Below are 26691 nucleotides of genomic sequence, written 5' to 3'. Positions count from 1 at the left end.
TCCCCACCGCATCAGTCTGATACTCCTTGAAAAGACACCTGCCCAACGCCATCACCTGCCTAAACCTGCTGTGCGGCTGCCTGGCGCTGAACTTTATTTTTGACGGACGGCTGGAGCTGGGTGCCTGGTTTGTGGCCGCGGCCGCCGTGGCCGATTTTGCCGACGGACTAGTGGCCCGCGCCCTGCGCGTGTCGTCGGCCATTGGCAAGGACCTTGACTCTCTGGCCGATATGGTGTCGTTCGGGGTGGTGCCGGGGGCCATTATGTTCAAGCTGCTCACCGCCGACCAGGGGGGGCTGGCCGATAGCACCCTGCAGTGGCTGCCCTACGCCGGATTCACGGTCAGCATATTCTCGGCCTTGCGCTTGGCCAAATTCAACAACGATACCCGCCAGACCACCTCATTTATTGGGCTGCCCACGCCGGCCTGCACGTTGGTGGTGGCTTCGTTGCCCCTCATTCTGGCCAACGACCAGTTCAGCCTGGGCGGGTTTATTCTCAACCCCTTAGTGCTGCTGGGCCTCACGGTGCTGCTCTCGGGGCTGCTGGTAGCCGAGCTTCCGCTGTTTGCCCTGAAATTTAAAAACTTACGCTGGGCCGATAACCGGCGCCGGTTTATGTTCTTGCTGCTGGCGGCAGGATTATTGCTGGCATTACAAGCCGCAGCGGTGCCGCTGGTGGTGCTGCTCTACGTGTTGCTGTCGGTGCCCAAAACGGCCGCCCGCTGATGAAGTGAGCTTGAAAATTACAATAAATAAATTGTTTGGCTGTTAAGAAGCCACTGCCAGATGAACCTGCTGTTGGGCTGTGCTGTTGCGGGGCCAATGCAGTGCTGGGCGGTAGCGCAAGAGTCAGGTATCAAGAGGCTGGTGTAATAAAACATGGTGTGTATGCGTCCTTTTTTCCTCTTCGTTTTCATTGCGGGACTGATAACAGGAAGGACCACACCGGCGCAGGCACAAACTGGAGGGGCCACCGTAGCCCACGGCACTATTAAGTGGGGCGGCTACGCCGAAGTGCCCACCACAGCCTCGCGCAAGCAGCGAGTGCCCACTTTCAATGAAGCCATCCAGGCGATGGACGACCAAGTGGGCTGGTTTAGCCTGCGCCTTAGTAGCCCGGCTACCCAAGGCGAGCTGGCTAATCTCGTGTACGAGCCCTTTTCGGCGGCCGATGCAAAGCTTTTTGATGCCAGCAAACTGCCTGCCGGCCCCGAGCCAGTTCTGAAGTCAGGCACCGAAATGAAGCAGGTGATAACTCACCTGAGCCTGCGCCCCGTGCGTCGCAACCCCCAGACCGGCCAACCCGAACGCTTGGTTTCGTTTGATTACCGCTATGCCCCCGCCTCGGGCGCGGTGGCGGCTCGTCGCACGGCCGCGGCCCGCGCGCATGCCAGCACTTCGGTGCTGGCCGCGGGCGACTGGTACAAGATGGGGGTAGCGGAAAGCGGCATCTATAAGCTCGACAAAACAGCGCTGCTGAACATTATGGGCGTGAAAAGCCTGGACGGCATCAACCCCAATAACCTGCACGTGTACGGCAACGCCATGGGCATTTTGCCCCAGGCCAACGCAGCCCCTCGCCCCGACGACCTCGCCGAAAACAACGTGCTGTTTGTGGGCAATGCCAATAACGTGTTCGAAGACAACGAATATTTCCTTTTTTACTCGCCCGGGGCACACACTTGGGAAGCACAGGGCGGCTTGTTCCGGCACCGCAACAACGTTTACACCGACACTACTTATTATTTCGTGACGGTGAAAAAGACGCCCGGCCGCCGGGTGCCCACTGCCGCCGCGCTGGCTGCGGGCAACAGCACGCCCACCATCACCACCTTTAACTACCGGGCTTTTTACGAGCACGACTTGGCCAACCTGCTGCACTCGGGCCGCAACTGGGTAGGCGAAAGCTTCGCCATCGGTGGCGCGCCCAAGGAATTTATATTTGGCGACGTCCCCGACCTGGTCCCCAATGCCCCGATTCGGGTTACTGCCTCGCTGGTGGCTCGGGCCACAACAGCCAGTACGTTTCAGTTCACACTGAACGGTACATCAATGGGCGCTCAGTCGCTCAATGCCCGGCCCACTTACGAATACGGCGCCATTGCCACGGTTAACACCAGCACCCGGCAATTAGCGCTGGCCAATCCTGGGAATGAGCTGAAGGTAGGCATGACGTTTAGCAGCGGCGACCCGACAGGTAGTGGCTACCTCGATTACTTGGAAATTAATGCTCAGCGGCAGCTGCGGCTTAGCGGTGCGCAGCTCGAGTTTCGCTCCCTGGCCAGCCCTAGCCCCCAGGCCCAGCACCGTTTTGAGCTAACCAATGCCAGCGGCGCGGTGGTGTGGGACGTTACCAACCCCCGCCGGCCCCTGGCCCGGCCCCTGCTGATGGCGGGCAGCACGGCAAGCTTTGTAGCGCCGGCCGATACCCTGCGCGAGTACGTGGCCTTTCTGCCTACGGGGCCGCTCAGTAACCGCCCCCGTGCCTTTGGTAAAGTGGCCAACCAGAACCTGCACGCGTTGAACAGCAACCCCAACGCGCTGGTCGACCTAGTCATTGTAACCTATCCGACCTTCAGGGCCGAAGCGCAACGGCTGGCCAACCACCGCGCCCAAAACGACAACATGCGCGTGGCCGTGGTCACGACCTCCGAGGTGTACAACGAGTACAGCTCGGGCGGGCAGGACGTGACGGCCATTCGCGACCTGATGAAGCAGCTCTACGACCGGGCTCCGGCCGGCCGGCCGATGCAACTGTTGCTGTTCGGCGATGCGTCATTCGACTACAAGTCTGACCCTTTCAACAATAAGGCCTTCCAGCCGGCTTGGTGGAAGGAAAGGACGCCTTTCAAATCCGACCCCGACTTCGACGCCTTCAACCAAAACTACGTGCCCACCTACGAGTCGCGGGAGTCGCTGGCGCCTTTTTATCCCGATGGGGCTTTTGGCCGGGCCAGCTATTCTTCCGACGACTACTACGGCCTGCTCGACGACGACGAAGGCGAGTGGAACGAACTGCAGACCGGGACCGAGCTGCTCGACATAGGGGTGGGCCGCTTGCCGGTGCGCACCCCCAAAGGCAAGGCCGCGCGCAGCAACACACAGCAGGCCAAGCAGATGGTTGACAAAGTTATCAGCTATGACGCAACTACGGCCTTTGGAAAGTGGCGCAACCGCATTACGCTGGTGTCCGACGATGGCGACAATGACTTGTTTGTGGGCGAAGGCTCGGAGCCCATTGCCAGCATCATCGAGAACAACCACCCGGCTTACAATGTGCACAAGGTGTACATGGACTTGTATCCGCAGGTGGTGGTGGCAGCGGGGCAGCGCTCACCAGCCGCCAAGCGGGCCGTTGAGGAGTCGGTAGAGCAGGGCTCCCTGATTGTTAACTACCTGGGCCACGGTGGGCCACAGGGTTTGTCCGACGAGCAAATCGTGACAAACGCTTCGGTGAAAGCCTTGCGCAATCCCAACAACCTCACCTTCTTCACAACGGGTACCTGCGACTTCAGCACCTACGACAACCCCGACTTCAACTCCGCAGGTGAAGAGGCCCTAACCGATAACCCAACCGGTGGCGCCGTGGGCCTCTTTACCACGACCCGAGTGGTCGACGCTGGCGCCAACGCGGGCCTGAACCAGGCGTACTTCAACCGCGTGCTGCGGCCCTACAATGGCCGCATGCCAACCATTGGCACGGCCATCATGCTGAGCAAAAACGACTACCCCGGCGCGGGCCAGCCGGGTATCATCAACAACCGCAACTACGTGCTGCTGGGCGACCCCAGCATGATGCTGGCCTACCCCAAGCAAACCGTGACCCTGGACAGTGTTCAGACCCGCGTGGCCGGCGCCTGGGTGCGAGCCGATACCCTGCAGGCTCTGGCCCGGGTGCGCATGAAGGGCCGCGTGCTGAACAACAGCACCACGAACACAGCTTTTACTGGGCGTGCCCAGGTCACAATTTACGATAAGCCTACCACCGTGATGACCCTGGGCAATGAGTTTGACCCCGTCCGTCGTCCGAGAGATGCACCCCGGCCCGTGGTGATTCAGGAAAACGTGCTTTATAGCGGGCAGGCCGAGGTCAGGAATGGCGAGTTCAACCTGACCTTCGTGGTGCCCAAGGACATTAACTACAACGCGGGCTTTGGCAAAATCAGCCTTTATGCCTTCGACGGCACCAACCGCGTTGATGCCAACGGCTACCAGCGCAAGCAAGTGGGCGGGGTGGCGCGTAATGCGGAGAAGGACACGATTCCGCCGGTCATTAAGCTGTTTATGGACCACGAATCGTTCGCGTTCGGGGGCCTCACGGGCCAAACCACCACGCTGCTGGCCCAACTCAGCGACGACAGCGGCATCAACACAACGGGGGCGGGCATCGGCCACGACATCACGGCCGTGCTCGACAACGACCCCACCAAGCTGGTCGTGCTCAACGATAAGTACGTTACCAACGTAGGGGACTTTCGGGTAGGCAAGGTCGATAACTTGTTTAAGGACTTGGCCACCGGCCCGCACACGCTGCGTCTGAAAGCCTGGGACACGCACAACAACTCGGCGGAGCGGGACATCGAATTTATTGTGGCCACCAACGAAAAGCTGGCCCTCACCCACGTGCTGAACTACCCCAATCCGTTTGCCACCTCTACTACGTTCTTCTTTGACCACAACCAGGCGGGCGGCGAACCCGGCAACCTGGACGTGCAAGTGCAGATTTTTACCGTGGCCGGCCATTTGGTGCGCACGCTCACGGCCACCGTGCCTAGCACCGAGTCACACCAGCGAAGTATTTCATGGAATGGCCGCGACGAATACAATGACCAACTGGCTCGCGGCGTTTACGTGTACCGATTGAGCGTGCGCTCGCAGCAAAACGGCAGTACCGCTTCGAAATACGAAAAGCTCGTCATCCTCAATTAATCCGCTTTTATTTGTGCCCGGGCCCGGTAGGGTCTTCTTTCCCTCTTTTATGCACTCACTCTTTTCTAGTTCGCGGCTGTTGTTGTTGGGTGGCCTGTTGGCCGCTGCGGTCACCTCGCATGCCCAATCCGAACAAAACCAAGGTGTTATCACCACGGCTGTTCCCATTCTCACTCTCAGCCCCGATGCGCGTGCTTCGGCCCTGGGCGAGGCGGGCGTCGCTACTTCGCCCGATGCCAATGCGGCCTTCTTCAACGCGGGCAAGCTGGGGTTTGTGCCTTATAAATATGGGGCTTCGGCTTCGTACTCTCCTTGGTTGCGCAACATCACCGACGACATGAGTTTGTCGTATCTCTCGGGCTACGGCAAAATTGGTCAGCGCTCGGCCCTAGGTGCTTCGTTGATGTACTTTGACTTGGGCACTATTGACTACCGCACCGGTGGCAACCTGCCCGCCGGTTCCTTCAGTCCGAAGGAATATGCGCTCACGGTTTCTTATGGCCAGCAGCTTACCGACAACTTCGGCGTCGGCATCTCGGCCCGGTACATCCGCTCCAACCTTGTGGGCACGGTGAACGGCAACGACGCCCGCCCCGGCAACGCGGCTGCCGTCGACTTGGGAGCCTACTACTCTAAGGATGCCACCATTGGTTCGGGCTTGTACAACCTGGCTTTTGGCGCCTCCATCACCAACATTGGCAACAAGATTACCTACAACGACGCCGAGAATCCCAGCTTCCTGCCAACGTCGCTGAAACTAGGCACGGCCCTGACCCGCGAGATTGACCAGTATAACAAAATCACGCTGGTATTCGACGCCACCAAGCTGCTGGTGCCCACGCCGTATTACGATGTCACCGGCGTGTTGCGGCGCAACGACCCGGAAGTAGTGCGTAGAAATCGGGAAATTGCCAACAAATCCATCGTGAGCGGCATCCTCGGTTCGTTTGGCGATGCTCCCGGTGGATTCAAAGAGGAACTGCGTGAAATCAATCTCTCCACGGGCCTCGAGTACAACTACAACGACCTGCTGTATGCACGCGGCGGCTATTTCTACGAAGCACCCAGCAAAGGCGACCGCCAGTACGTGAGCCTGGGCTTGGGCGTCCGCTACCAGGTATTCGGCATCGATGGCACTTACCTGGTGCCTACTGGCAACAACTCGCAGAATAACCCCCTGGCCCAAACCATTCGGATATCGCTGCACTTCAACGTGAACAAGCTTGCTGAAGCCTTCGATGAGGGCGGGGCCGGTGGCACCAGCGGCGACCTGCCTACTAATTAATCTGCCAAGGGCTTAGCTCTGCTGCTGCCCAGCCAACGTCATGCTGAACGCCACGAAGCGGCAACCATGCTTCGAGGCGTTCAGCATGATTTCTTTATAGTACCCGCTTCAGTCCGTAATTAACCAACGGCCTGGATAATCACCCAATCAACTATATGCTCGACCGTACTGTCGCTCCTCCCGTTCAGCCGCTGGCCCGCGTAACGCTGCCCGTGGCCGACGTGTCTGCCCTGCTCAGCGGTGCCCGCCTGCACGTACTTGCCAATGCTGCCCAGCCTGTGGTGCGCCTGCAAGTCGTGTTCCGGGCTGGCAAAACCGCCGAACACCAGCCCGGGCTGGCTTCCCTCACAGCTCGAATGCTGCTGGAGGGCACCACCACCCGTAGCGCCCGTCAAATCGCCGATGAGGTGGCCTTCTACGGTGCCTCGCTGGAGTGCGATGCCGGCTACGACCGCTCTACGCTCACCCTCTATTGCCTTACCCGCCACCTCCCTGCCCTGCTGCCCCTGGTGATTGACGTGCTCACCCACCCGGCCTTTCCCAAGTCCGAGATGGAGCAGCTGAAAACCCGCACCATTCAGAACGTGCGCGTGGAGCGGCAGAAAACCAGCTTCTTGGCCTCTGAGCGGTTCAACGAATTGCTGTTCGGTTCCGAAACCCCGTACGGCCGGCCCTTCGACAGCGACGCTTACCAGGCCCTAACGGCCGAAGAGGCGAAGCTTTTTCACCAGGCCGCGTATGCCTTCGGCAACGCCGAAGTGTTTCTGTGTGGCGATGTCGCAGCCGAACGAGAATTGGTCGCTGCCGCTTTTAGCGTGGTGCCCCCCGGCGCCCGGCATGCCATTGCTTCGCCGGCTTCCAGCGTCGCCAATATTTCAGCCGACGATTTTGTGCTGCCTCCCAGCCGTGTAGTGGTGGCCAGCAGCCTGCAGGCCTCCGTGCGAATGGGCCGCAGCTGGCCCGCGCCCACCCACCCCGAAACCCACCGCCTCAAGCTGTTGGTGAACGTATTCGGCGGGTATTTTGGCTCTCGCCTGATGCGCAACATTCGCGAAGACAAAGGGCTGACCTACGGAATTTACGCCAGCGTGGCACCTCGCGAGTTGGGGGCTAATCTTATTATTGGCACCGACGTGAAGGGCGAAAGCGCCGACTTCACCGTGAGCGAAATAGAAATGGAGATGCGCCGCCTGCAGGAAGAGTTGATTCCTGCTGAGGAACTGGAAACGGTGAAAAATTACCTATTGGGAAAATTCGCCAATGAGCTTTCAACGGTGTTTGAACAGTGTGATAAATACAAGACGCTGGTTTTTATGAACCTGCCAAATAACTATTACACTGACTTCGTGCAACAAACCGAAGCTGCCGATGCCGAGACGCTACGGGAGCTGGCGCGGGAGTACCTGGCGCCTGATGCCATGAAAGTGGTAATTGCGGGGCCAGTAGATGGGCCAATGGATTAAGGTGGCTGGCCAAGCATCTCGCTCACATCGTTGTTGCAGCCTAGATTACTATAGCACATAATCAATCAACAGAAAGCCCCGTTGCCAAGCAGCAACGGGGCTTTCTGTTTAAACAAATTCATCAGACTCCTTCTCTACATGGGAGAAGGCCTAGGCACGGGGCGAAGCTTCTATCTTACGCCTCGGCCTGAATAGCTGGTGGCGTTGGGTTATACTCCGGCGTAGACGTACGATGTTCTGCGCTTTTCTTGCCTTTGTCGTCCTTGAGGTCACGGCGGCTGAAGGGGCGGATGATGAGCCGCAGTGCTTGGTCGGAGCTGAAGTAGCTAAAGGCCCAATCCACGAAGGCCACCACTTTGTTGCGGAAGCCTACCAGCGTCATCAAGTGAACGAATAGCCAGGTTGCCCAGCCCAGAATGCCATTGAAATGCACGTTGCCGGGCAGGTCGACTACGGCTTTGTTGCGGCTCACAATGGCCATCGAGCCTTTGTTTTTGTACACGAAGTCTTTGGGGGTTTCGCCACGCAGCAGGCGCTGCAGGTTGTCGCCCAATTGGTCGGCTTGCTGCTGGGCTACGGGCGCCAGCATAGGCATGCCGCGGGGCATGTCTTCAGTCACCATGTTAGCCAAGTCACCGATGGCGAAGATGTTGGCGTGGCCTTCTACCTGGTTCCAGCGGTTCACCGTCACACGCTTGTTGCGGGTCACCACTTCGGCGGGCAGGCCGGGCACTTCGGCGCCGTTCACGCCGGCGGCCCACACCAGGTTTTCGGTGGGGATGTATTCCGTATCGGAGTAATAGGCCCGGCAGTTTTCGAAGTTTTTAATGGAAGTGTTGAGCATCACCTTCACGCCCAGCTCGTCGAGGTAGCGCTTGGCGTCGGACTGCGAGGCTTCTGACATGGGTCCAAGCAGAGCCGGGCCGGCTTCAACCAGAAAAATCTGCATGGACCGCAGGTCCAGCTCGGGGTAGTCTTTGGGCAGCACGTGCTTGCGCATCTCGGCCAGTGAGCCGCTGATTTCGACGCCCGTGGGGCCGCCGCCCACCACCACGATGTTCATGAGGGCCTGCCGGTCGTTGGGGTTCTCCATGAGGAGAGCCTTTTCGAAGTTCTGGAAAATAAAGCTCCGCAGGTTCAGGGCATTTGGGATGCTCTTAATCTGCATGGCGTTGCGCTCGATGCTTTCCAGGCCGAAGAAATTGGTGAGCGAGCCCGTGGCCAGCACCAGGTAATCGTAGCGGATGTTGCCGACGCTGGTTACCACCGTGTTGCTGGCCGGGTCCACCCGCTGCACGTCAGCCATGCGGTAATAAAAATTCTTGCGGCCCGCAAAAATTTTGCGAATGGGGTAGGCGATGCTGCCGGCCTCGAGGGCACCGGTGGCCACTTGGTAGAGCAGGGGCTGGAAGTTGTGGTAGTTATTACGGTCGACCACGACCACCTGCACGGGAGCATTGCGCAGGGACTGGGCCAGGCGCAGGCCGCCAAAACCGCAGCCAATTATGACCACGCGCGGGTTAGCCGAAACGGGGAGGTTGGTATCCATAGAATAAAGCTTGAGTTAACCCTCACTTTACCCGGAAAGCCTTCAATATGTTGCCGCTAGCCCGCGTTGGCTCTCGCCTGCCGGTGCTATCGGCGGCGGGCTGGGGCCTAGTAGTCGTCGTTGTTCTTCTTCAGCTCGCCTTTTTTCACTTGCTGAATCAACTGTAGCCAACTGAAGGGGTTGAGCAAGGGGTTGTTGGAGTATTGGCTGGGGCCCATGCCCTGCCGGCGGTCGTATTCAAGCTGCTGCTGCTGCATGGTTTGCCGGAAATTTGCCGTCGCGCCCATGGGCTGGGTATTGAAGATGCGGCGCATGAGCTGCTCGTTCAGGTTGGCCGCTGCAGATGTGCCACGCTCGGTGGGCAGGTGCAGGGCCAGAAAAGCCTTCTTGAAGTCGCGCTCGGTGGTGTACGGAAATACCCGCACCTCCCCCAGCACGGTGGCGTCCTCCTGCAGCTGAATGATAACGGAGTAGCTCTGGCGCTGAAAATCGGGCGGAATAACAATGGTTTGATTGGCGTAGCCCAGCGAGCGAATCACGATGCTGTCGCCGGCCAGCACAGCCATCGAAAAGTAGCCGTAGGCGTTGGACGACGTGCCGCGGCCGGCCTTGGGCACGTAAACGGTAGCGCCGGGCACGCCCAGCAGGCTGTCGCCGCTGGCCACAATGCCGGTGAACTGTATCACCTTGCGCTTGCCCTGGGCATACGCCGACGGGGCTGCCAGCAGCAGCACGCCCAGCAGGGCCACGGCAAAAAACAAAGAGAAGCGACGAAGGCGCAAGAGGTCAGGCATGTTCAACAGGTGGTAGTACAAATATACGACGCCGGGTTCGGGGCCGATTGTAACTTTGGCGGAAAGGAAAACCGAAGGGCTTTGCTCCCTTCTTATACAGCAGATGCGCTTGAAACATTTCACGGTTGCTTTTGGGCAGCAACTTTTTAAATCGTTGGGCGACGAAAGCCGGGTGCGCATCCTGCATCTGCTATGGCGCAACCGCGAAATGGTGGTGGCCGACCTGGAACAGGTGCTTGATTTTACGCAGACCAAAACCAGTCGGCAATTATCGTACTTAAAAAATGCGGGCCTCGTAAACGTGCGCCGCCTCGACAACTGGATGTATTATTTCCTGAAAGAAGAGGCGGCCGAATTGCTGCACGAGTTGCTTGGGCTCATGGAAAAAGACCCGCAGCTGCTTCACGACCAGCAAGTGTACCAAACCCTGTGGTCGAACCGCGAGTTGGCCGCGTATAAGCTGCAAAACCGGCACTGGTACGGCATGAAATAAGGGCGAGCGGCTGGGTTCTACTAGCTGGGGACCTTGGCTGGTCACAGCCCATCAGCAACCCAGCGCCTGCCGTTCACCATCAATATTACGCCTATGGACCACAACCGTCGTCTTTTTGTGTGCATCAATCAAAAGTCCGGAGTAGGGGAGGCAGTGGCCAAATCCCTGAAGAAGGAGCTAAAAGTACAGGGCCTAAAAAAGCTGCTGACCGGCGGCGAACGCCAGCGGGTGCGGGTGCAAACGTGCAACTGCCTCGATATCTGCAAGCAGTGCAAAAAGGGTCCCGGCGCTGCCCTCATTGTTTACCCTGAAGGCACCGTGTACGGCAACGTGCGCCCCGCCGACGCGGCCGAACTTGTGGCCGAGCACCTGGGCCGCGGGCACGTGGTGAAACGCCTGCGCATTGACTAGCCAGTCGGTGCTAACCCAAAAAAACTGCATTAGCGAGTGAGTTGCAGAGCGTATTCCAACCGTGGGCGGGAAGAATCCGTTGTTAGCTCAACCCAAAGATTTTTACTCTTCTACACATGCGCTTTATACTCGCAGCTCTGGTTTTTTCCGGGCTGATTTTCACTGCTGCTGCCCAGCCGGCCGGGCCGTCCGATTCTGTTTATGTGGTGACTGCTCCGGCTCCCCCTGCTGGTTTGGCGCCGCTGGCTGCCCCGGTCCGCGCACCAAAATCGTTCGGACAAATTGGCAAAGACGGCCGCCTGACGCTGCTACCCATTCCGGTGTTGTTTTATCAGGCCGAAACCGGGTTGGGCTACGGCTTAGGTGGATTGCTCAGCGGGCGTTTTTCCGCAGACACCCTCACCCGCCCTTCCAACGCCCGAATACAGTATTGGACCACTCAGAAAGGCCAGTCGCTGTTACAATTAGTGCACACCGTGTACACGCCCGGCGAGAAATTTTACCTCAACGGCGAACTCAGTGCCTACGATATTTTGCTGAACTACTATGGCACCGGTCCCCAAGCCACGAGTGCCAACGAATCGCAGACGGAGTACAAGCTCTTAATCATTAACCAGCGGCTACAGAAGCAGATTGTGCCCAAGGTGTTTTTCGGTGCCCAGTACCGCCTCACCAACGTCACGGACATCAGCTTTCCCACCCTTACCACCGACGAGCGTGCTCCTAACGTGTTTCTGCGCGACCCGCGCATCACGGCCCGCGAGCGGCAGAACACTCGCGTATCGGGCCTGGGCCCTGTTATTACCTACGACACGCGCGATGTGCCTTTGGCCGCGTTCCGGGGCGACCTGCTGGACTTTGGCGTTACGTTCAATGGCTCCGGGCTAGGGTCTGACTACCGCTTTGTGCGCTACCAGTTCGATGCCCGTCATTTTCAGCCATTGGGCTCAACCCGCACCATTTTGGCGACACAGTTTCTGGGCCAGTTCCACACCGGCGACGTGCCGTTTCGTGAGTTGGCCGGCATAGGAGCCAACCTTGGCGGCACGCTCTACAACAACGCCAACCTGCTGCGCGGCATCTACGAGCAGCGCTTCCGCGACCGGCAAATGGTGATGTTTCAGGCCGAAATTCGCCAGAAGCTGTTCTGGCGCTTCGACGGGGCGGTTTTCGGCGGTGTTGGCAACGTGAACAACTACATCGATAAGTTTGAACTGCGCGATACCAAATATGCCGGGGGGGCGGGCATTCGATTTCACTTCCTCCAGCGCGACCGGGTAAATCTGCGCTTCGACTACGCCTGGGGCACGGGCAGTGCCCCAGGCCTCCTGTTTGCCATTGGTGAGGCGTTCTAGCTGCTCCGGCCGCTGCCCATTACACAAAAAATCCCCTCCTGGTCTATAGGAGGGGATTTTTTGTGTAATGGGCAGCGGCTAAGAACTGTACGTACGCCGCTGCAGCTACGCGTTTTCCCATTTTGGTTGTACGTGGCTATAGCCACTGCCTACATGGCTGCGCTCGCTGCCTGCTGAAGCAAGGGAGCCAACACTGTTTATTTCTCGCTTTTCAAGCCTGCGGGTGGCGACGCCCCCGGGTTCAGGTTGGTTTCAAACAGCTTCAGAATGCGCTTGTACTCATCAGTCCAGGAGCTAGGCTCCACAAAGCCGTGGTCTTCGACGGGGTACACGGCCAGCTCCCAATTCTCCTTTTTAAGTTCAATAAGGCGCTGCGTTAGGCGCACAATGTCCTGAAAGTGCACGTTGGTATCAACCATGCCGTGGCACATGAGCAGGGCGCCCTTAAGTCCGGCAGCATAGTTGATGGGGGAGGAGCGGGCATAGGCAATGCTGTCCTGGTAGGGCTCGTTGAGGATATTATCGGTGTAGCCGTGGTTGTAGTGGGCCCAGTCGGTTACCGAGCGGAGTGCGGCCCCGGCTTTAAATACTTCCGGCTGAGTAAACATGGCCATGAGGGTGATAAAGCCACCGTAGCTGCCGCCATAGATGCCAATGCGCTGGGGGCTGACCCCATATTTCTCGGTGAGCAGTTTGGCACCGTCTACGTGGTCAGAAAGGTCTTTGCCACCCATGAAACGGTAGATGCCCGTGCGCACGTCGCGCCCGTAGCCCGAAGAGCCCCGGTAGTCGATGTCAAGCACCGTGTAGCCGCGGTCGACGAGCAGGTTATGGAACATGTACTCGCGAGAATACTGGCTCCACCACTTGTGGGCATTTTGCAGGTAGCCCGCGCCGTGTACGAAAATTACGGCTGGCCCTTGCGCCTGCGGGGTGGCCGGGCGGTATAGCCGGGCATATACGTCGGCACCGTCCTGAGCTTTGATGGTTATCACCTCTGGGTCGCGCCAGGGGTAAGCCTCAAACTCCGCGGTAATAGAGTGCGTGAGCTGGCGCATGGCCGCGCCGGGCTTGTTGGGCATCACATACAGCTCCCAGGGCTTGTTGGCGTAGCTGTACCGCACCGCCAGGGTTTTCTCGTCGGGCGAAAGCGTGACCTCGCTGGCGCCGGGCTTGGTGGTGATTTGGGTGAGGGCGCCGCCCTCTACGGGCATCCGGAAGAACTGCTGCTCGCCGGGGTTGGTCTTATTGGTGATGAGGTACCACGTTTTCTTATCCTGGCTGAGCTGGGCCTGCTGCACCTCAAACTTGCCGCTGGTGAGAGCCTTTTTCTGGCCTGTGGTCACGTCCACAGTATACAGGTGCGAGTAGCCCGATTCTTCGCTCTGAAACCACACCCGGCGGTTGTCGGCCAGCCAGCCCACGTTGCCGGCGCCGTTGCCAATGCCGGGGCCGCTAATCCAGGCCTCATCGCGCTGCCGGTCGAGCAGGCTGATTTTTTGGGTGGCGGGGTCCAGCGAGACTATCCAACGGTCTTTGTTGTCGGCGGCGCGCATTACCAGAAAGGCGCGCTGGCCATTGTCCGACCACACGGGCCGGAAGGGAATCACCCGCCGGGTTTCCGTGGGCTTTTTGCTTTGCTTGGCCTTGGTGGTATCTACCGGCTGCGGGGCTTTGGCTTGCAGCTGGTATTCTTTGCGGTAGGCCGGCAGCTCGTCCAGGCCCTTGAGCTCTTTATAGCCCAGCACAAACGTGGTGTCGCGGCTGATGTCGTACAGCCCCATTTCGTAAGCCGTTTGCGTGGCTCCCACTTTGGTGCGGGTCGAAATGTCTTCCGTGAAGCCTGATGCCGTAACAAAGCTGGGCACGATGGCAACCTTCTGCTTGTCGGCCGGCGTCACCAGTGAGTAAGTCACAAAACGGCCATCGGGGCTGAGCTGTAGGTTTTCTACGGTTTTAGCACCCAGGTAAATGGCTTTGGGGCGCAGCTGAGCCAGGGCTTTCTGCTGCTTCTCGCGGGCTTTCACGTCCTGGTCCCGCTGGCGCAGTACTTCAAACAAAGCCATTTGCTCGGCTTTCAGGTATTTCTCGGCTGGGCTTAGGTCGTTGCCCGCTGGGCGGGGGCCTCGGCGGAAGTCGGTGCGTTGGGTGGTTTCGCCGGTGGCCGGGTCCCAGGTAAAGAGATTGCCGCTACGCATATAGCTCACCACGCGGTCCAGCAGGGCGAAATCGGGGTCGGTTTCGCGCTCGGCTGTGTTGGTTACGCGGCGGGCTTTCTGGGTTTTTAAGTCCAGCAAGTAAATGTCGCCATCCTTCTCATAAACCTTGCGCGTGTAGCGCCGGTCATACTGTCCGCGGCTGGCCGGGAGCAGGCGCTGCTCGCGAAGGCTCACTTTGCGGGCCTGGCCCCCGCTCGGCGCTATCGAGTAGAGGGAGTCGCGCCGCGCCTTTTCCGGGTTCCAGCTGAAATAGATGCGTTTGCCATCTTCGCCCCAATAAACATTGGAGGGCGAGGCCCCAACCCACTGCGCCGGGTCGCGCATAATTTTTTCAACGGTGAGCGAAGCTGAGGAAGAGGAGCCAGCAGTGGGCTGGGCCTGCACGGCCACCGGCACCACCAGTGGCAAGGCAGCAAGAAGAAGAAAACGCATAGAAAAAGAGTCAGCGAAGAAAGAGCCCCAGGGAGTGCGGCAGTTGTGGCAAAGGCCGAACCACAGCTTAAAGGCCACCAAAGTTAACCGATACCGTAATGCCGGGCATTTCCTGGGACTAATCTGGCGAGGGCAAATACCCGGGGCGCGGTAACAATTCGGTAATGTGAGTGCTAGGCCCCCGCCGCATCGGGGCCGTACCTTCGCGGCGGCAATTGTGCCCTGCTTATTCGCCCATCTTTATGTCGTCCCGCCCCATTCGCGCCGCTCTGCTTTCCGTGTACCACAAAGACCGTTTAGGCCCCCTCGTGCAGGTACTGCGGCAACACGGCGTTACGCTGTACTCCACTGGAGGCACCCAGAAATTCCTGGAAGATGAAGGTGCCGAAGTAATCGCTGTAGAAGACCTGACCGGTTTCCCGGAGGTATTCGGGGGCCGCGTAAAAACGCTGCACCCCAAGGTATTCGGCGGCATACTGCACCGCCGCCACGACGAGGGCGACTTAGCCCAGGCCGAGCAGCACGGCATTCCGCCCATTGACTTGGTCGTAGTCGACCTGTACCCTTTCGAAGAAACCGTGGCCAGTGGTGCCGAAGAAGCCGACGTCATCGAGAAAATCGACATTGGCGGGATTTCCCTGCTGCGTGCCGCCGCCAAAAACTACCGTGACGTGCTGGTGGTCAGCAGCCGCGACCAGTACGCGGCCGTAACCGAACTGCTCGCTGCCAAGAACGGCACCACCGACCTCGAAGACCGCCGCCACTACGCCGCCATGGCTTTCGCCACTACCTCGCACTACGACACCGAAATCTTTGGCTACCTCAGCCAAGACACAGCCGTGGTCGGCACCACGCTGCGCCTGAGCGCCCAGCAGGCCACGCCCCTGCGCTACGGCGAAAACCCCCACCAAGCTGGCACTTTCTATGGTGACCTCTCGGCTCTGTTCGACCAGCTTCACGGCAAACAGCTGAGCTATAACAACTTGGTTGATGTCGACGCCGCCGTGGCCCTCATGGCCGAGTTTGCCGAAGGCCAGCCCGCCTGCGCCATCCTCAAGCACACCAATGCCTGCGGCGTGGCCCAGGCCGCTACCCTCCGCGACGCTTACGTGAATGCACTGAGCTGTGACCCGACTTCCGCTTTTGGGGGCGTTATCATTGTCAATAAGGAAGTTGACGCCGCTACCGCGGCCGAGCTGAACCAACTGTTCTTTGAAGTGCTAATTGCGCCCAGCTTCGCTGCCGATGCCTTGCCCGTGCTGCAAAGCAAGAAAAACCGCATTCTGCTGCTGCAAAAGCCCGTGCAGTTCCCCGCCAAGCAGGTGAAGACCTTGCTCAACGGCATCATCGAGCAAGACGCCGACTTGCAGACCGAAACCGCCGCCGACTTCCGAACGGTAACCCAGTCGGCCCCGACCGACGAGGAAACCGCGGCCCTCGAGTTTGCTGGCAAAATCTGCAAGCACACCAAGAGCAACACCATCGTGCTGGCCCGCGCCGGTCAGCTGCTGGCCTCGGGCGTCGGCCAGACCTCGCGCGTCGACGCCCTGCGCCAAGCTATTGAGAAGGCCCGCAACTTTGGCTTCAACCTGCAGGGCGCGGTGATGGCCTCCGACGCCTTCTTCCCCTTCCCTGACTGCGTGGAGATTGCCGGGGCTGCCGGCATCCGGGCTGTGGTGCAGCCCGGCGGCTCCATCAAAGACGCCGACAGCATCCGGGCCTGCGACGAACTGGGCATGGCCATGGTGCTCACCGGCGTGCGGCACTTCAAGCACTAAGCAGGCCGTGGCGGCGAAAGGAGCGAGGTAATCAGTTCCGAACTTAACCGCCAAGCTACGAGCATAAAAAGCTCTGACTCCCGTTGAGTCAGGGCTTTTTTTATAATAAAAATCGATGCGTTCCGTTCCCCGGCCCCTTGGTTGCAGAGCCCGGGAAGGTTGCTTGCCTGATTCTGCCAGCCAGCCCGGAAGTTATAATTAACCTCCGCCGAAACCTTCCGTACCTTTGCCCATTATTTTGCCCGGGCCTTGGTCTGGGTTTCGCCTTATTGCCGCTAACTCAATGGGTTTCTTTAATTTCCTTACCAGCGATATTGCCATTGACTTGGGTACCGCTAACACGCTCATCATTCACAACGACAAAATCGTGGTGGACGAGCCGAGCATCATCGCCAAAGACCGAACCACCAATAAAGTCATCGCCGTGGGCCGCCAAGCCCAGCAGATGCACGAAAAAACTCACGACAACATCCGCACCATCCGCCCACTGAAGGATGGGGTAATTGCCGATTTCCACGCCGCCGAGGAAATGATTAAGGGCATGATCAAGATGATTGACACGCGTACGCGGCTGTTTCAGCCCTCACACCGCATGGTCATCTGCATTCCTTCGGGCATCACCGAAGTAGAGAAACGCGCCGTGCGGGACTCCGCTGAGCACGCCGGCGCCAAGGAAGTCTGGATGATTCAGGAGCCGATGGCCGCGGCCATCGGCATCGGCATCGACGTGGAGCAGCCCGTAGGCTCGATGATAATCGACATCGGAGGCGGCACCACCGAAATTGCCGTTATCGCCCTCTCGGGCATCGTGTGCGACCAGTCCATCAAAACGGCCGGCGACGTCTTCAACCAGGACATACTCGACTACATGCGCCGGCAGCACAACCTGCTCATCGGCGAGCGCTCGGCCGAGCGCATCAAAATTGAAGTAGGCGCCGCGCTTACTGAACTTGACGTGCCGCCGCCCGACCACGAAGTACGCGGCCGCGACTTGATGACGGGTATTCCGAAAGTTATCAAAGTCACGTTCTCGGAAATTGCCATTGCCCTCGATAAATCGGTGGCCAAAATTGAAGAGGCTGTCCTTAAAGCCCTCGAAATTTCGCCTCCCGAGTTGTCGGCTGATATTTACGAAAACGGCATTCACCTCACCGGCGGTGGCGCGCTGCTGCGCGGGTTGGACAAACGCCTAGCGGCTAAAACCAAGCTGCCCATTCACATCGCCGAAGACCCGCTGCGCGCCGTGGTGCGCGGCACGGGCAAGGCCATCAAGGACATACAGGCTTTCAAAGGCGTGCTCCTGACCTAATTCCAGAATAAGAGCCTTAGCACGTCATGCTGAGCTAGCCGAAGTATCTCTACTGCGCAACTACTCCCAATCAATGGGAATAGTATTGTGACAGAGACGCCTCGGCAAGCTTAGCATGACGTGCTAATTATAGTTACAGGCCGCTCTGCTATTAATTAAAAACCTCCGTGCGGAATTTATTTCAATTTCTATTTCGCTTTCGCGGGGCGTTGGTATTTGGCTTGTTAGAGGTGGTCAGCCTGTATTTATTTGTTACCAATAATTCTTACCAGCGAGCGGCGTTTTTCAATTCGGCTAACAAATACGCCGGCATAGTGCTGGACCGGCGCACCCAGATAGCCGACTATTTTCAATTGGCCGAAATGAACCAGCAACTGGCCGTTGAAAACGCAGCCTTACGCCAGCAATTGTTTCCGGAAGACAGCAGCCGTCGCGAGGCTGATTCAGTAGCGCTGCCCCCGGCCCGCACCGATTCGCTGCGTCGAATTCGCTACCAGCGCCCGGCTAATAAGCCGGATACTTTATTGCTCGGTTTGCAACCCCTGCCTGCCCGAGACCGGAGTTATCCACTTATTCCTGCCCGAGTTATCAACAATATGCTTCGAAATGTGGATAACTACCTTACGTTGAATGTAGGCAGCGCCCAAGGCGTGAACCCGGGCATGGGCGTAGTGGCAGCCAACGGCGTAGTGGGGCGCGTGAAAGTGGTGAGCGAGCACTACGCTACGGTTACCAGCTTGCTTCATTCTAAAACCAGTGTGGCTTCCAAAATCAAGCGCGACGGTACGTTCGGCACCATTCGCTGGCTGGGCGACGACCCCACCCACGTGGCGCTCGACAACGTGCTTCGGGAAACGGAATTGGTAAAGGGAGACACCATTGTTACGTCGGGCTACAATGCGGTATTCCCAGAGGGAATTTTCATTGGCACCATCGACTCATTTGTGAAGGAGCCAGACAAGAACTTCTGGACCATTCGGGTGCGGCTGGCCGTCAATTTCGCCAACCTGACCTACGTCTACGTAGTCACCAGCCGGCCCAAAATAGAGCGCGATACAATAGAAGCGCGCACGGGCATTAAGCCGGAAGGAGGGGCCCGCCCATGAGTGGCTTACGCTTTATTCTGGTGCAGGCCCTGCGCTTTATCATTTATGGAGGCTTGCATGTGTTGTTGATTAGCCGGCTGGTGCTTTTCGACTTGGGGTGGTGCTTCTTTTACCTGGGCTTTTTGCTGTTTCTGCCCATTGCCACGCCCATTGTGGTGCAGCTGCTGGTTTCTTTCGCCATCGGACTGGCCATGGACATCTTCTACGATACCGGCGGGCTGCATGCGGCAGCTGCTGTGCTGCTGGGATTTGCGCGGCCCTGGGTGCTGCGCCTGCTCACCCCGCGCGACGGCTACGACAGCGCCGACGCGGTGAACGTGCACCAAATGGGCTGGCAGTGGTTTAGCGTGTACCTCACGCTGTTGGTTACGCTGCACCACGCGGCATTCTTTCTATTGGAGCTGGGAAGCTTCCGGCACATCGGCATTACCATGGGGAAAATCCTGGTGAGCGCACTCTTTACCAGTCTTGTGCTGTTGATAGTGCAGCTGTTATTCTTCCCGGTGCGCCGGGGGCGCCAATAGCTCTTTTGTCATCTTTTATCTGGCGTCCGCTTGCTCAGGGCCTTCACGCCTGGTCGGATTAGAATCACTGCAAATTGTTCAGCAGTGATAAGGTCCTTCGCAAGCGGACGCCAGATAAAGGATGACAGACGAATTACAGTTGTGCTAAAATTGTCATAATCAGATTATAAGTAGAAATGCAATACCTGGAAGGCCGTAAGTACGTTGTGCAAGGCATCTTTTTGGTGGTTGCCCTTATCTTCCTTACCCGTCTGTTTTTCATGCAGGTGCTGGATGGTACCTACAAGCTGGCAGCTGATAGGAATACGCTTCAGCGCATCGTTCAGACCCCCTACCGTGGGCTTATTTACGACCGCAAGGACCAGCTCCTGGTGCAGAACACCCCGGTGTATGACCTAATGGTGGTGCCCCGCGAGGTGAAAGGCCTCGACTCGGCCCGGTTTTGCGAGCTGCTGCAAATCCCCATCGAAGAGCTCCGCACGGGCTTGCTGGCGGCCAAGAAATACTCGCGCAACAAGGCATCCCCGCTGGTTCAGAACCTGACCACGCCCGACTTGGCGATTATCTCGGACCAGTTGGCCGACTTTCCGGGCTTTCGCGTGCAGGCTCGCATGGCGCGCGCCTACCGCACGCCCAACTTGGCCCACGCCTTGGGCTACGTGGGCGCCATTACGCCGGCATTTTTGGAGAAGCCGAAATACGCCAAGTACCGCCCCGGCGAAAACGTAGGTATTTCGGGCCTGGAGGCATATTACGAAGAGACCCTGATGGGCCGGCGCGGGGTGCAATACAAGATGGTGAACGTGCGCGGCATTGAGAAAGGCAAGTTTCGGGATGGCGAGTTTGATACGCTGTCGGTGGCAGGGCAGGACTTGCACCTGAGCATCGATGCCGAACTGCAGGCGTATGGCGAGAAGCTGCTGGCGGGCCGGCGGGGCTCCATTGTAGCCATCGACCCCAAGACTGGTGAAATTCTGGCTTTCGTGTCGGTGCCGAACTACGACCCGCAGTTGCTCACTGGCAAGGGCTCGGGCAACCGCTACATGGCCCTGCTGAACAACCAGGAGCGCCCCCTCTTCAACCGTCCGCTGATGGCTACGTACCCGCCGGGCTCGGTATTTAAGCTCGTGAATGAATTGGTGGCCCTGCAGCTAGGCGTGGTGAAGCCGTACACCGCCTTCGAATGCAACCAGAAACTGGTGCGCTGCACCCACCGGCACGAGCCGCCCAACAACGTGAGCGTGGCCATTAAGCAAAGCTGCAACCCTTACTTCTACCAGGTAATGCGGGCCGCCGTGGTGCGCGGGCAGTCGCTCAACCGCTTCGAAGACGCCCGTCTGGGCCTGGGGCAGTGGCAAAAAATGGTGAAGTCCTTTGGTCTAGGCGAGAAACTGGGGGTTGACATGGCGCAGGAGAAGCGCGGTCTTATTCCTTCGCCTGACTACTACGACAAGCGCCTGGGCCACCACCGTTGGAACTACAGAACGGTGTATTCGCTCAGCATCGGGCAGGGCGAAATTGGCATCACGGGCCTGCAAATGGCCAATGTGCTGGCCACCATTGCCAACCGCGGCTGGTACTACACGCCGCATTTTGTGCGCAGCATCGGCAATAGCGGGCCGCTGCCGCAGTTTCGCGAGCGCCACTACACGGCCATCGATACCGCCCTGTTCAAGCACATCATCCCCGGCATGATGCAGGTGGTAGACGGCAACGGCGGTACCGGCAATCTGGCTTCGTTGGCGCAGTTTGGCATTTCAGTGGCGGGCAAAACCGGCACCGTGCAAAACCCTCACGGATTCGACCACGCCACTTTCGCGGCCTTTGCCCCTGCCAACGACCCCAAGATTGCCATCGCCGTCTTCATTGAGAACAGCGGTTTTGGTGGCAGCAGCGCCGCGCCGGCCGCCGGCCTCATGATTGAAAAGTACCTGCGTGGCAAGGTGGCGCCCCACCGCAAAACCTGGGAAGACTGGGTGATGTACGGCAATTTCACCAAGAAGCTGCATTGACCGGGAGGCGGCGCACCATCAGAAACGTGGACGAGCGGGCAACGTAAGAGAGCCAACCTTTAGGCTTGGGGCATGTTGTATGCCTTCTCATTTATTATCTCCCGACCCTTCGTATGGAATCTCTTCAAGGTAAAATAGCTCTCGTAACCGGGGCTGGCAAAGGCATTGGCCGCGCCGTGGCCCTCGCCCTCGCGCAGGAAGGCGTGCACGTGGGCCTGCTGGCCCGTACCGCCAGCGACCTCGAATCCCTGGCTGCCGAAATCGCTACGCACGGCGTAAAAACCGCCTCGGCCGTAGCCGATATCGCCGACCGCACCGCCGTTGACGCTGCCATTGCCCAAATTCAGCAAGAACTAGGCGACATTGACATTCTCATCAACAACGCAGGCATTGGCACTTTCGCTAAGTTCCTGGAAATGGAACCTGAGCAATGGGAATACATAATTCAGGTGAATTTGCTGGGTACGTACTACGTCACCCGTGCCGTGCTGCCGGGCATGATATCCCGCCAGACCGGGGACATTATAAACATCTCCTCCACGTCGGGGCAACGGGCGGCAGCGGGCACCAGTGCCTACAGCGCGTCGAAATTTGCTGTGCTCGGCCTCACTGAATCCCTCATGCAGGAGGTGCGCAAGCACAATATTCGCGTTTCGGCTCTCACACCCAGCACCGTGGCCACGCCGTTGGCGTTGGATAACAAGCTGACCGACGGCAACCCTGAGAAGGTGATGCAGCCGGAAGACTTGGCTGAGTTCATGGTGGCGCAGCTGAAGCTAAACCGCCGCATCTTTATCAAAGAAGCAGGCATGTGGTCGACTAATCCATAAGGTGGCTTGTTGACTAATTTTTTGTGAAAGTACCCCGGCTACGTAAGTGGCCGGGGTACTTTTTGTTCTCAGGTTTATTGCTGAATGTGGGCATCTAACGGTCATGCAGAGCGCAGCGAAGCGAGCGAGATGCTTTGCTGCACTCGGCATGGCGTTCCTTTGACAAGTGACTTGGGGACTGAAGCCACTACAGCTTGTCAAATGGAACATCCTGAATGCGGTAAGATTTCCAATCGTTGAAATCGAAGTGCCACCATTCGGCCGCAAGCACCTTGAAGCCGTGCTTTTCCATCTTGCTGCGCAGCAAATCCCGCATTGCGCGCTGCTCAGGCGTGCCGCCGGTGTAGGCCACGTACGAGCGGGGGCTCATCTCATCGTATTCGCCGGGCATGGCTACTTCCTTGCCGGAACTGAGCTCGCACAAGCTCAAATCGACGGCGCAGCCGCGGTTGTGGCGGGAACCTGTTTTGGGGTTGGCCACAAACTTCTTGTTGGCTCTTGGGGTGCTGTCCCACATTTGTTTGGTGATGCGCCAAGGGCGGTAGCCATCAAAAACCAAAAGCTTGTAACCTAAGGGCCTTAGCTCCTGGTTTACTTTGGCTAAGGCTTCGGCCGCCGGGCGCTGCAAGAAGGCCCGAGCCTCAGGATACAGAGGCCGATGCATGAAGTTGCTGCTGGTTGCGTACCGAATATCCAGTTGGATGGTCGGGTCGAGGCGCTGCAATTCTACCAAGTCCGAAGCCTTGAAATTACCGGTTTCGTGGGGGGGCTTGGTGGTGGCACAGCTGATTAATACTACAGCACAAATGGCCCACAGCTTTCGAAAAGCAGGATGTTTCTGGTCGGATTGGCTCATTCAACGAAGGCAAAAGTTTCTTCAATATAACCGCCAAAGTTCAAGCCTGACTTCCAGCACCGCAGTCAGCACCGCCACTGGGTAACAAAAAAGCCTCCATTGCGGAGGCTTTTTTGTTACCCAGAAATGAATGCTACAGGATGCCGCTGAGGAAACCTGGGGCAATGCCCAACACAATGGTGAGCACCACAAGCAAGGCCAGCGTGGCAGTTTGGGTGCCATCAACCGGCACGGCCGTAGCGCCCTCGGGCACAGGCTGCAAATACATGGCAATGATGGGGCGCAGGTAATAGTAGAGGCCCACCATGCTCATTACTACAGCAAACACCACGAGGCCAATGTAGCCTTGGTCGGCGGCCGCGGCTAGCAGGAAAAACTTGCCGAAAAAGCCTCCCGTGAGCGGGATGCCGGCCAGCGAGAGCATGGCTACCGTCATGGTGAAGGCCAGCAAGGGGTTAGTTTTGCCCAACCCGTTGAGGCCGGCGTAGTCGTCGCGCTGGCGGTGGTCGGCCACTAGTTTCAGCACGCCAAAGGCTGCGATGGTAGCAATTGAGTAGGCCAGGGAGTAGAAGAAGATACCGCTGGCGGCATCGCCGGTCAGGTTGCCGCGGCTGGCCACCAAGCCGATGAGCAGGTAGCCGGCGTGGCTCACGCTGGAGTAAGCCAGCATGCGCTTGGTGCTGGTTTGGGCGGCGGCGCCCACGTTGCCCAGCAGCAGGGTGAGGGCGCACATGGCCTGAATGGTGGGCATCCAGAAGCCTTGGGCGGCGGGCAAAGCCACCGCCAGGAGCTTGAGGAAAGCGGCAAAACCAGCCGTTTTCACCACGGTGCTCATAAAGGCAGTAAAGAATGTAGGCGTGCCTTCGTACACGTCGGGCGTCCAGAAGTGGAAGGGCGCGGCCGACACTTTAAAGCCAATGCCGATAATCATCATCAGGATGCCGATGTAGAGCATGGGCTGCAGGCTAGCATTAGCAGGCGCAGCGATGGCCGTTGCCAATTGCGAGAGCACGAACGTGCCCGTGGCCCCGTAGAGCAGGGCAATGCCAAACAGCAGGATGCCCGTGGCAAAGGCCCCCATCAGGAAGTACTTGAGCGCCGCTTCGTTGGACCGTGAATCGCGCTTGTTAGAGCCCGCTAGCACGTACATGCAAATGCTCAGGATTTCGATGCCCACAAAGAGCATGATGAGGTGGTCGTAGCCAACCATCATCACGGCGCCAACCAGCGAGAACAGCAGCAGGGCGTAGTATTCGGCCAGATTGGTTTCGCCAGATACTACGTAGCTGCGCGAGAAGGGCAGCAGCACAATGGTGGTCAGCAACACGATGCCGGTGAAGGCTACCGTGTAATTGTCGACCACCAGCATGTTGTTGAAATACGGGGCGTGAACCACGTTCCAGTCGGCCAGGTTGGCCCCAAACACGGCCAGCAGCAACAGCATGGCGCCGGGCAACAGCACCTTGTTTGAGCGCAGGAAGCCCAGAAACAGGTTGAGGATGCCGAAGACGGAGAGGAGAATGATGGAAATCATGGGCTTACGTAAGGCAGAGCGACATTAAGGTTTGTCATCCTGAGCTTGCGAAGGACCTCAGCAAGGTCGCTTCGTTGGGTTGTTACTCAAATTTGCGCTAGCGTGATTAGGTCCTTCACTCCGCTTCGCTGCATTTGGGATGCCAGGTGGGCCCCGTCATCCTACTACTAAAGACTATCGGGCTACCAGCCCCAGAATGTTGATAACAGCTGGCTCGGAGAGGTGCAGGAAAGAACCCGGGAACAGGCCCAGCCAGAACACCAGCACGATGAGCGGCACCAGTATCAGCAGTTCGCCGCCAGTGAGGTCGGTGATGGTTTCGGAGAAAGCGGAGTCGGGGCCGAGCATTACGCGCTGGAACATGCGCAGCAAGTACACTGCCGAGAAAATGATGGTGAGGCCAGCAATGGCGCCTGCCCAGGCATTGTACTGATACACGCCAGCCAAGAGCAGGAATTCGCCCACAAAACCGCCCGTGAGCGGCAGGGCCACGGTGCTGAGCAGCATTACCAGAAAGCACACCGACAGCACAGGCGTGCGGCGGGTGAGGCCTCCCAGGTCGGGGATGTAGCGGGTGCCGGTGCGGCGCTCAATTGCGTCGGCCACGAAGAACATGCCCACCACGTTCACGCCGTGGGCGAGCATCTGGATAACGACGCCCTGCAGGCCAATTTGGGTGAGTGAGAACACGCCTGCCGCCATCAGGCCCACGTGCGACAGCGACGAATAAGCAATGAGGCGCTTCATGTCGCGCTGCCGAATGGCAATGATGGCTCCGTAGATAATGCCGATGATGGACAGGATGATAACCAATTTTCCCCATTGGCTCACGCCCAGCGGCACGATGGGCAGCAACCAGCGCATGGTGCCGTAAATGCCCATTTTCAGCATGATGCCTGAGAGCAGCATGGTGGCCGGCGCCGGCGACTCGGTGTAGGTGTCGGGCTGCCAGGTATGGAAGGGGAAGATGGGCATCTTCACGGCGAAGGCCGCGAAAATCAGCCAGAACAGCCACGACTGCTCGGCTGCGCTCAGCTTGAGGCTATAGAAGGCTGACAGCTCCGAAGAGTGGGAGGCCAGGCTGCCGGCCGCGGGGCCGGTTTGCAAGTAGAGGTACACGAAGCCGGCTAGCATAAAGAGCGAGCCCACCACTGTGTAGAGGAAAAACTTGAGCGTGACCGCCACGCGGCGCTCGCCGCCCCAGGCGCCCGCCAGGAAATAAATGGGGATGAGGGCAACTTCCCAGAAGAAGTAGAACAGGAAGGCATCGAGTGCCATGAACACGCCCAATAGGCCCGTCTGCATGAACAGCACTAGGGCGTAGAAGGTCGAGGGATTGTCGTAGTTGTGCTTGAAGGCGGCCAGTAGAATGAGCGGCACCAAAAACGTGGTGAGCAGCACCAACAGTAGGCTCAGCCCGTCAATTCCGAGGTGGAAGTTGATGCCGGCCGAAGGAATCCAGGCGTAATTGAGGTTGAACCCGGCCGTGCCGCTGGTTTTGAAGGCGAAAGCGGCATATACCGCAAGACCAAATTCGAGGAGTGTAGCGCCCAGGGCCAGGGCACGGGCGGCGGCTCCCTTGATAAAAAGCAGCAGCAAAGCGGCAGCCAGCGGGAGGAAAAGCAGTACAGCAGTCAGCATGAACGAGCGAGTTGGACGCGTTGCGGGCCAGGAGAACCGACCCGCAAATTGACCGCAAACTTACGCACTGAGTGGTAAGGCTCCGCAGTATAGTTGGAAGTTCTGCTGCCCGGCTGCATTTCGGCTCAGCTGCCAGCGTGCAGGAGCCGGCCGCCACGGGGCGGTGGCG

Annotated in this window: 19 protein-coding genes; 13 read left to right on the top strand and 6 right to left on the bottom strand. The window is 58.5% G+C overall.

Features of this window, described 5'->3' with window-relative positions:
- The first annotated feature begins 26 nt into the window (after window positions 1–26).
- From ACP7AJ_RS15640 to ACP7AJ_RS15625, 4 genes are all read left to right on the top strand, one after another.
- Entirely contained in the window at window positions 27–728 is a 702-nt protein-coding gene (locus ACP7AJ_RS15640; RefSeq protein WP_092675050.1) for a CDP-alcohol phosphatidyltransferase family protein, read from the top strand.
- A gap of 162 nt (window positions 729–890) precedes the next feature.
- The gene (porU, locus tag ACP7AJ_RS15635; protein WP_426061146.1) at window positions 891–4931 is read left to right on the top strand and encodes a type IX secretion system sortase PorU; all 4041 of its coding nucleotides are present in this window, start codon (window positions 891–893) and stop codon (window positions 4929–4931) included.
- A gap of 49 nt (window positions 4932–4980) precedes the next feature.
- Entirely contained in the window at window positions 4981–6216 is a 1236-nt protein-coding gene (porV, locus tag ACP7AJ_RS15630) for a type IX secretion system outer membrane channel protein PorV (protein ID WP_426061145.1), read from the top strand.
- Between the two features lie 155 nt (window positions 6217–6371).
- Entirely contained in the window at window positions 6372–7679 is a 1308-nt protein-coding gene (locus ACP7AJ_RS15625; RefSeq protein WP_426061144.1) for a M16 family metallopeptidase, read from the top strand.
- Between the two features lie 175 nt (window positions 7680–7854).
- Here the strand turns inward: ACP7AJ_RS15625 and ACP7AJ_RS15620 are convergent, their stop codons facing one another.
- Together ACP7AJ_RS15620 and ACP7AJ_RS15615 are read right to left on the bottom strand one after the other, a co-directional pair.
- On the bottom strand, window positions 7855–9228 hold the full coding sequence (locus ACP7AJ_RS15620; RefSeq protein ID WP_426061143.1) for an NAD(P)/FAD-dependent oxidoreductase: 1374 nt from the start codon (window positions 9226–9228) through the stop codon (window positions 7855–7857).
- Window positions 9229–9335: 107 nt separating this feature from the next.
- Window positions 9336–10022, bottom strand: a complete 687-nt coding sequence (locus ACP7AJ_RS15615) for a carboxypeptidase-like regulatory domain-containing protein (protein WP_426061142.1) — start codon at window positions 10020–10022, stop codon at window positions 9336–9338.
- Between the two features lie 103 nt (window positions 10023–10125).
- Here ACP7AJ_RS15615 and ACP7AJ_RS15610 point away from each other — a divergent pair, with 103 nt between their 5' ends.
- From ACP7AJ_RS15610 to ACP7AJ_RS15600, 3 genes are all read left to right on the top strand, one after another.
- On the top strand, window positions 10126–10515 hold the full coding sequence (locus ACP7AJ_RS15610) for an ArsR/SmtB family transcription factor (protein ID WP_426061141.1): 390 nt from the start codon (window positions 10126–10128) through the stop codon (window positions 10513–10515).
- A gap of 33 nt (window positions 10516–10548) precedes the next feature.
- The gene (locus ACP7AJ_RS15605) at window positions 10549–10926 is read left to right on the top strand and encodes a (2Fe-2S) ferredoxin domain-containing protein (protein WP_426061140.1); all 378 of its coding nucleotides are present in this window, start codon (window positions 10549–10551) and stop codon (window positions 10924–10926) included.
- Window positions 10927–11042: 116 nt separating this feature from the next.
- Entirely contained in the window at window positions 11043–12281 is a 1239-nt protein-coding gene (locus tag ACP7AJ_RS15600) for a BamA/TamA family outer membrane protein (RefSeq protein WP_426061139.1), read from the top strand.
- A 197-nt stretch (window positions 12282–12478) separates the two neighbouring features.
- Here the strand turns inward: ACP7AJ_RS15600 and ACP7AJ_RS15595 are convergent, their stop codons facing one another.
- Complete coding sequence (locus ACP7AJ_RS15595; protein WP_426061138.1) at window positions 12479–14932, bottom strand: prolyl oligopeptidase family serine peptidase; 2454 nt, start codon at window positions 14930–14932, stop codon at window positions 12479–12481.
- A 242-nt stretch (window positions 14933–15174) separates the two neighbouring features.
- On the opposite strand from ACP7AJ_RS15595, the gene purH reads away from it, so the two are divergent.
- From purH to ACP7AJ_RS15565, 6 genes are all read left to right on the top strand, one after another.
- Window positions 15175–16710, top strand: a complete 1536-nt coding sequence (gene purH / locus ACP7AJ_RS15590) for a bifunctional phosphoribosylaminoimidazolecarboxamide formyltransferase/IMP cyclohydrolase (protein ID WP_426061137.1) — start codon at window positions 15175–15177, stop codon at window positions 16708–16710.
- A gap of 283 nt (window positions 16711–16993) precedes the next feature.
- Window positions 16994–18019, top strand: coding sequence for a rod shape-determining protein (locus ACP7AJ_RS15585; protein WP_046244199.1), 1026 nt, complete (start codon window positions 16994–16996; stop codon window positions 18017–18019).
- 167 nt (window positions 18020–18186) lie between these two features.
- Window positions 18187–19125 (top strand): rod shape-determining protein MreC, encoded by a 939-nt coding sequence (gene mreC / locus ACP7AJ_RS15580; RefSeq protein ID WP_426061136.1) that lies wholly within the window; start codon window positions 18187–18189, stop codon window positions 19123–19125.
- Window positions 19122–19649 carry a hypothetical protein gene (locus ACP7AJ_RS15575; protein WP_426061135.1) on the top strand — a complete coding sequence of 176 codons (528 nt, stop codon included), beginning with the start codon at window positions 19122–19124 and terminating at the stop codon, window positions 19647–19649. The genes mreC and ACP7AJ_RS15575 overlap by 4 nt, the downstream gene beginning before the upstream one ends.
- A gap of 176 nt (window positions 19650–19825) precedes the next feature.
- Window positions 19826–21661 carry a penicillin-binding protein 2 gene (gene mrdA / locus ACP7AJ_RS15570; RefSeq protein WP_426061134.1) on the top strand — a complete coding sequence of 612 codons (1836 nt, stop codon included), beginning with the start codon at window positions 19826–19828 and terminating at the stop codon, window positions 21659–21661.
- A gap of 113 nt (window positions 21662–21774) precedes the next feature.
- Window positions 21775–22491 carry a 3-ketoacyl-ACP reductase gene (locus ACP7AJ_RS15565; protein ID WP_426061133.1) on the top strand — a complete coding sequence of 239 codons (717 nt, stop codon included), beginning with the start codon at window positions 21775–21777 and terminating at the stop codon, window positions 22489–22491.
- 187 nt (window positions 22492–22678) lie between these two features.
- On the opposite strand, the gene ACP7AJ_RS15560 is transcribed toward ACP7AJ_RS15565, so the two are convergent.
- The 3 genes from ACP7AJ_RS15560 to ACP7AJ_RS15550 all read right to left on the bottom strand — a co-directional run bounded on the left by ACP7AJ_RS15560 (window position 22679) and on the right by ACP7AJ_RS15550 (window position 26522).
- Complete coding sequence (locus ACP7AJ_RS15560) at window positions 22679–23347, bottom strand: M15 family metallopeptidase (protein ID WP_426061132.1); 669 nt, start codon at window positions 23345–23347, stop codon at window positions 22679–22681.
- A 133-nt stretch (window positions 23348–23480) separates the two neighbouring features.
- Window positions 23481–24881 carry an NADH-quinone oxidoreductase subunit N gene (locus ACP7AJ_RS15555; RefSeq protein ID WP_426061131.1) on the bottom strand — a complete coding sequence of 467 codons (1401 nt, stop codon included), beginning with the start codon at window positions 24879–24881 and terminating at the stop codon, window positions 23481–23483.
- 174 nt (window positions 24882–25055) lie between these two features.
- Window positions 25056–26522 (bottom strand): complex I subunit 4 family protein, encoded by a 1467-nt coding sequence (locus ACP7AJ_RS15550; RefSeq protein ID WP_426061130.1) that lies wholly within the window; start codon window positions 26520–26522, stop codon window positions 25056–25058.
- Between the last annotated feature and the right edge of the window lie 169 nt (window positions 26523–26691).

This window comes from Hymenobacter sp. B1770 (genome assembly GCF_049896385.1).
In the GTDB taxonomy this organism is placed as follows: domain Bacteria; phylum Bacteroidota; class Bacteroidia; order Cytophagales; family Hymenobacteraceae; genus Hymenobacter.
Note: the sequence above shows the minus strand (reverse complement) of the source record. Positions and strands in the feature narration are given on the sequence as shown.

Excerpts from the sequence above, each read along its gene's own strand:
- ACP7AJ_RS15600 (WP_426061139.1), top strand. The coding sequence starts at position 11,043 with ATGCGCTTTATACTCGCAGCTCTGGTTTTTTCCGGGCTGATTTTCACT.
- ACP7AJ_RS15565 (WP_426061133.1), top strand. The coding sequence starts at position 21,775 with ATGGAATCTCTTCAAGGTAAAATAGCTCTCGTAACCGGGGCTGGCAAA.
- purH (WP_426061137.1), top strand. The coding sequence starts at position 15,175 with ATGTCGTCCCGCCCCATTCGCGCCGCTCTGCTTTCCGTGTACCACAAA.
- ACP7AJ_RS15560 (WP_426061132.1), bottom strand. The coding sequence starts at position 23,347 with ATGAGCCAATCCGACCAGAAACATCCTGCTTTTCGAAAGCTGTGGGCC.
- ACP7AJ_RS15550 (WP_426061130.1), bottom strand. The coding sequence starts at position 26,522 with ATGCTGACTGCTGTACTGCTTTTCCTCCCGCTGGCTGCCGCTTTGCTG.
- ACP7AJ_RS15585 (WP_046244199.1), top strand. The coding sequence starts at position 16,994 with ATGGGTTTCTTTAATTTCCTTACCAGCGATATTGCCATTGACTTGGGT.
- ACP7AJ_RS15620 (WP_426061143.1), bottom strand. The coding sequence starts at position 9,228 with ATGGATACCAACCTCCCCGTTTCGGCTAACCCGCGCGTGGTCATAATT.
- ACP7AJ_RS15625 (WP_426061144.1), top strand. The coding sequence starts at position 6,372 with ATGCTCGACCGTACTGTCGCTCCTCCCGTTCAGCCGCTGGCCCGCGTA.
- ACP7AJ_RS15610 (WP_426061141.1), top strand. The coding sequence starts at position 10,126 with ATGCGCTTGAAACATTTCACGGTTGCTTTTGGGCAGCAACTTTTTAAA.
- ACP7AJ_RS15615 (WP_426061142.1), bottom strand. The coding sequence starts at position 10,022 with ATGCCTGACCTCTTGCGCCTTCGTCGCTTCTCTTTGTTTTTTGCCGTG.
- ACP7AJ_RS15595 (WP_426061138.1), bottom strand. The coding sequence starts at position 14,932 with ATGCGTTTTCTTCTTCTTGCTGCCTTGCCACTGGTGGTGCCGGTGGCC.
- porU (WP_426061146.1), top strand. The coding sequence starts at position 891 with ATGCGTCCTTTTTTCCTCTTCGTTTTCATTGCGGGACTGATAACAGGA.
- ACP7AJ_RS15575 (WP_426061135.1), top strand. The coding sequence starts at position 19,122 with ATGAGTGGCTTACGCTTTATTCTGGTGCAGGCCCTGCGCTTTATCATT.
- porV (WP_426061145.1), top strand. The coding sequence starts at position 4,981 with ATGCACTCACTCTTTTCTAGTTCGCGGCTGTTGTTGTTGGGTGGCCTG.
- ACP7AJ_RS15555 (WP_426061131.1), bottom strand. The coding sequence starts at position 24,881 with ATGATTTCCATCATTCTCCTCTCCGTCTTCGGCATCCTCAACCTGTTT.
- mrdA (WP_426061134.1), top strand. The coding sequence starts at position 19,826 with ATGCAATACCTGGAAGGCCGTAAGTACGTTGTGCAAGGCATCTTTTTG.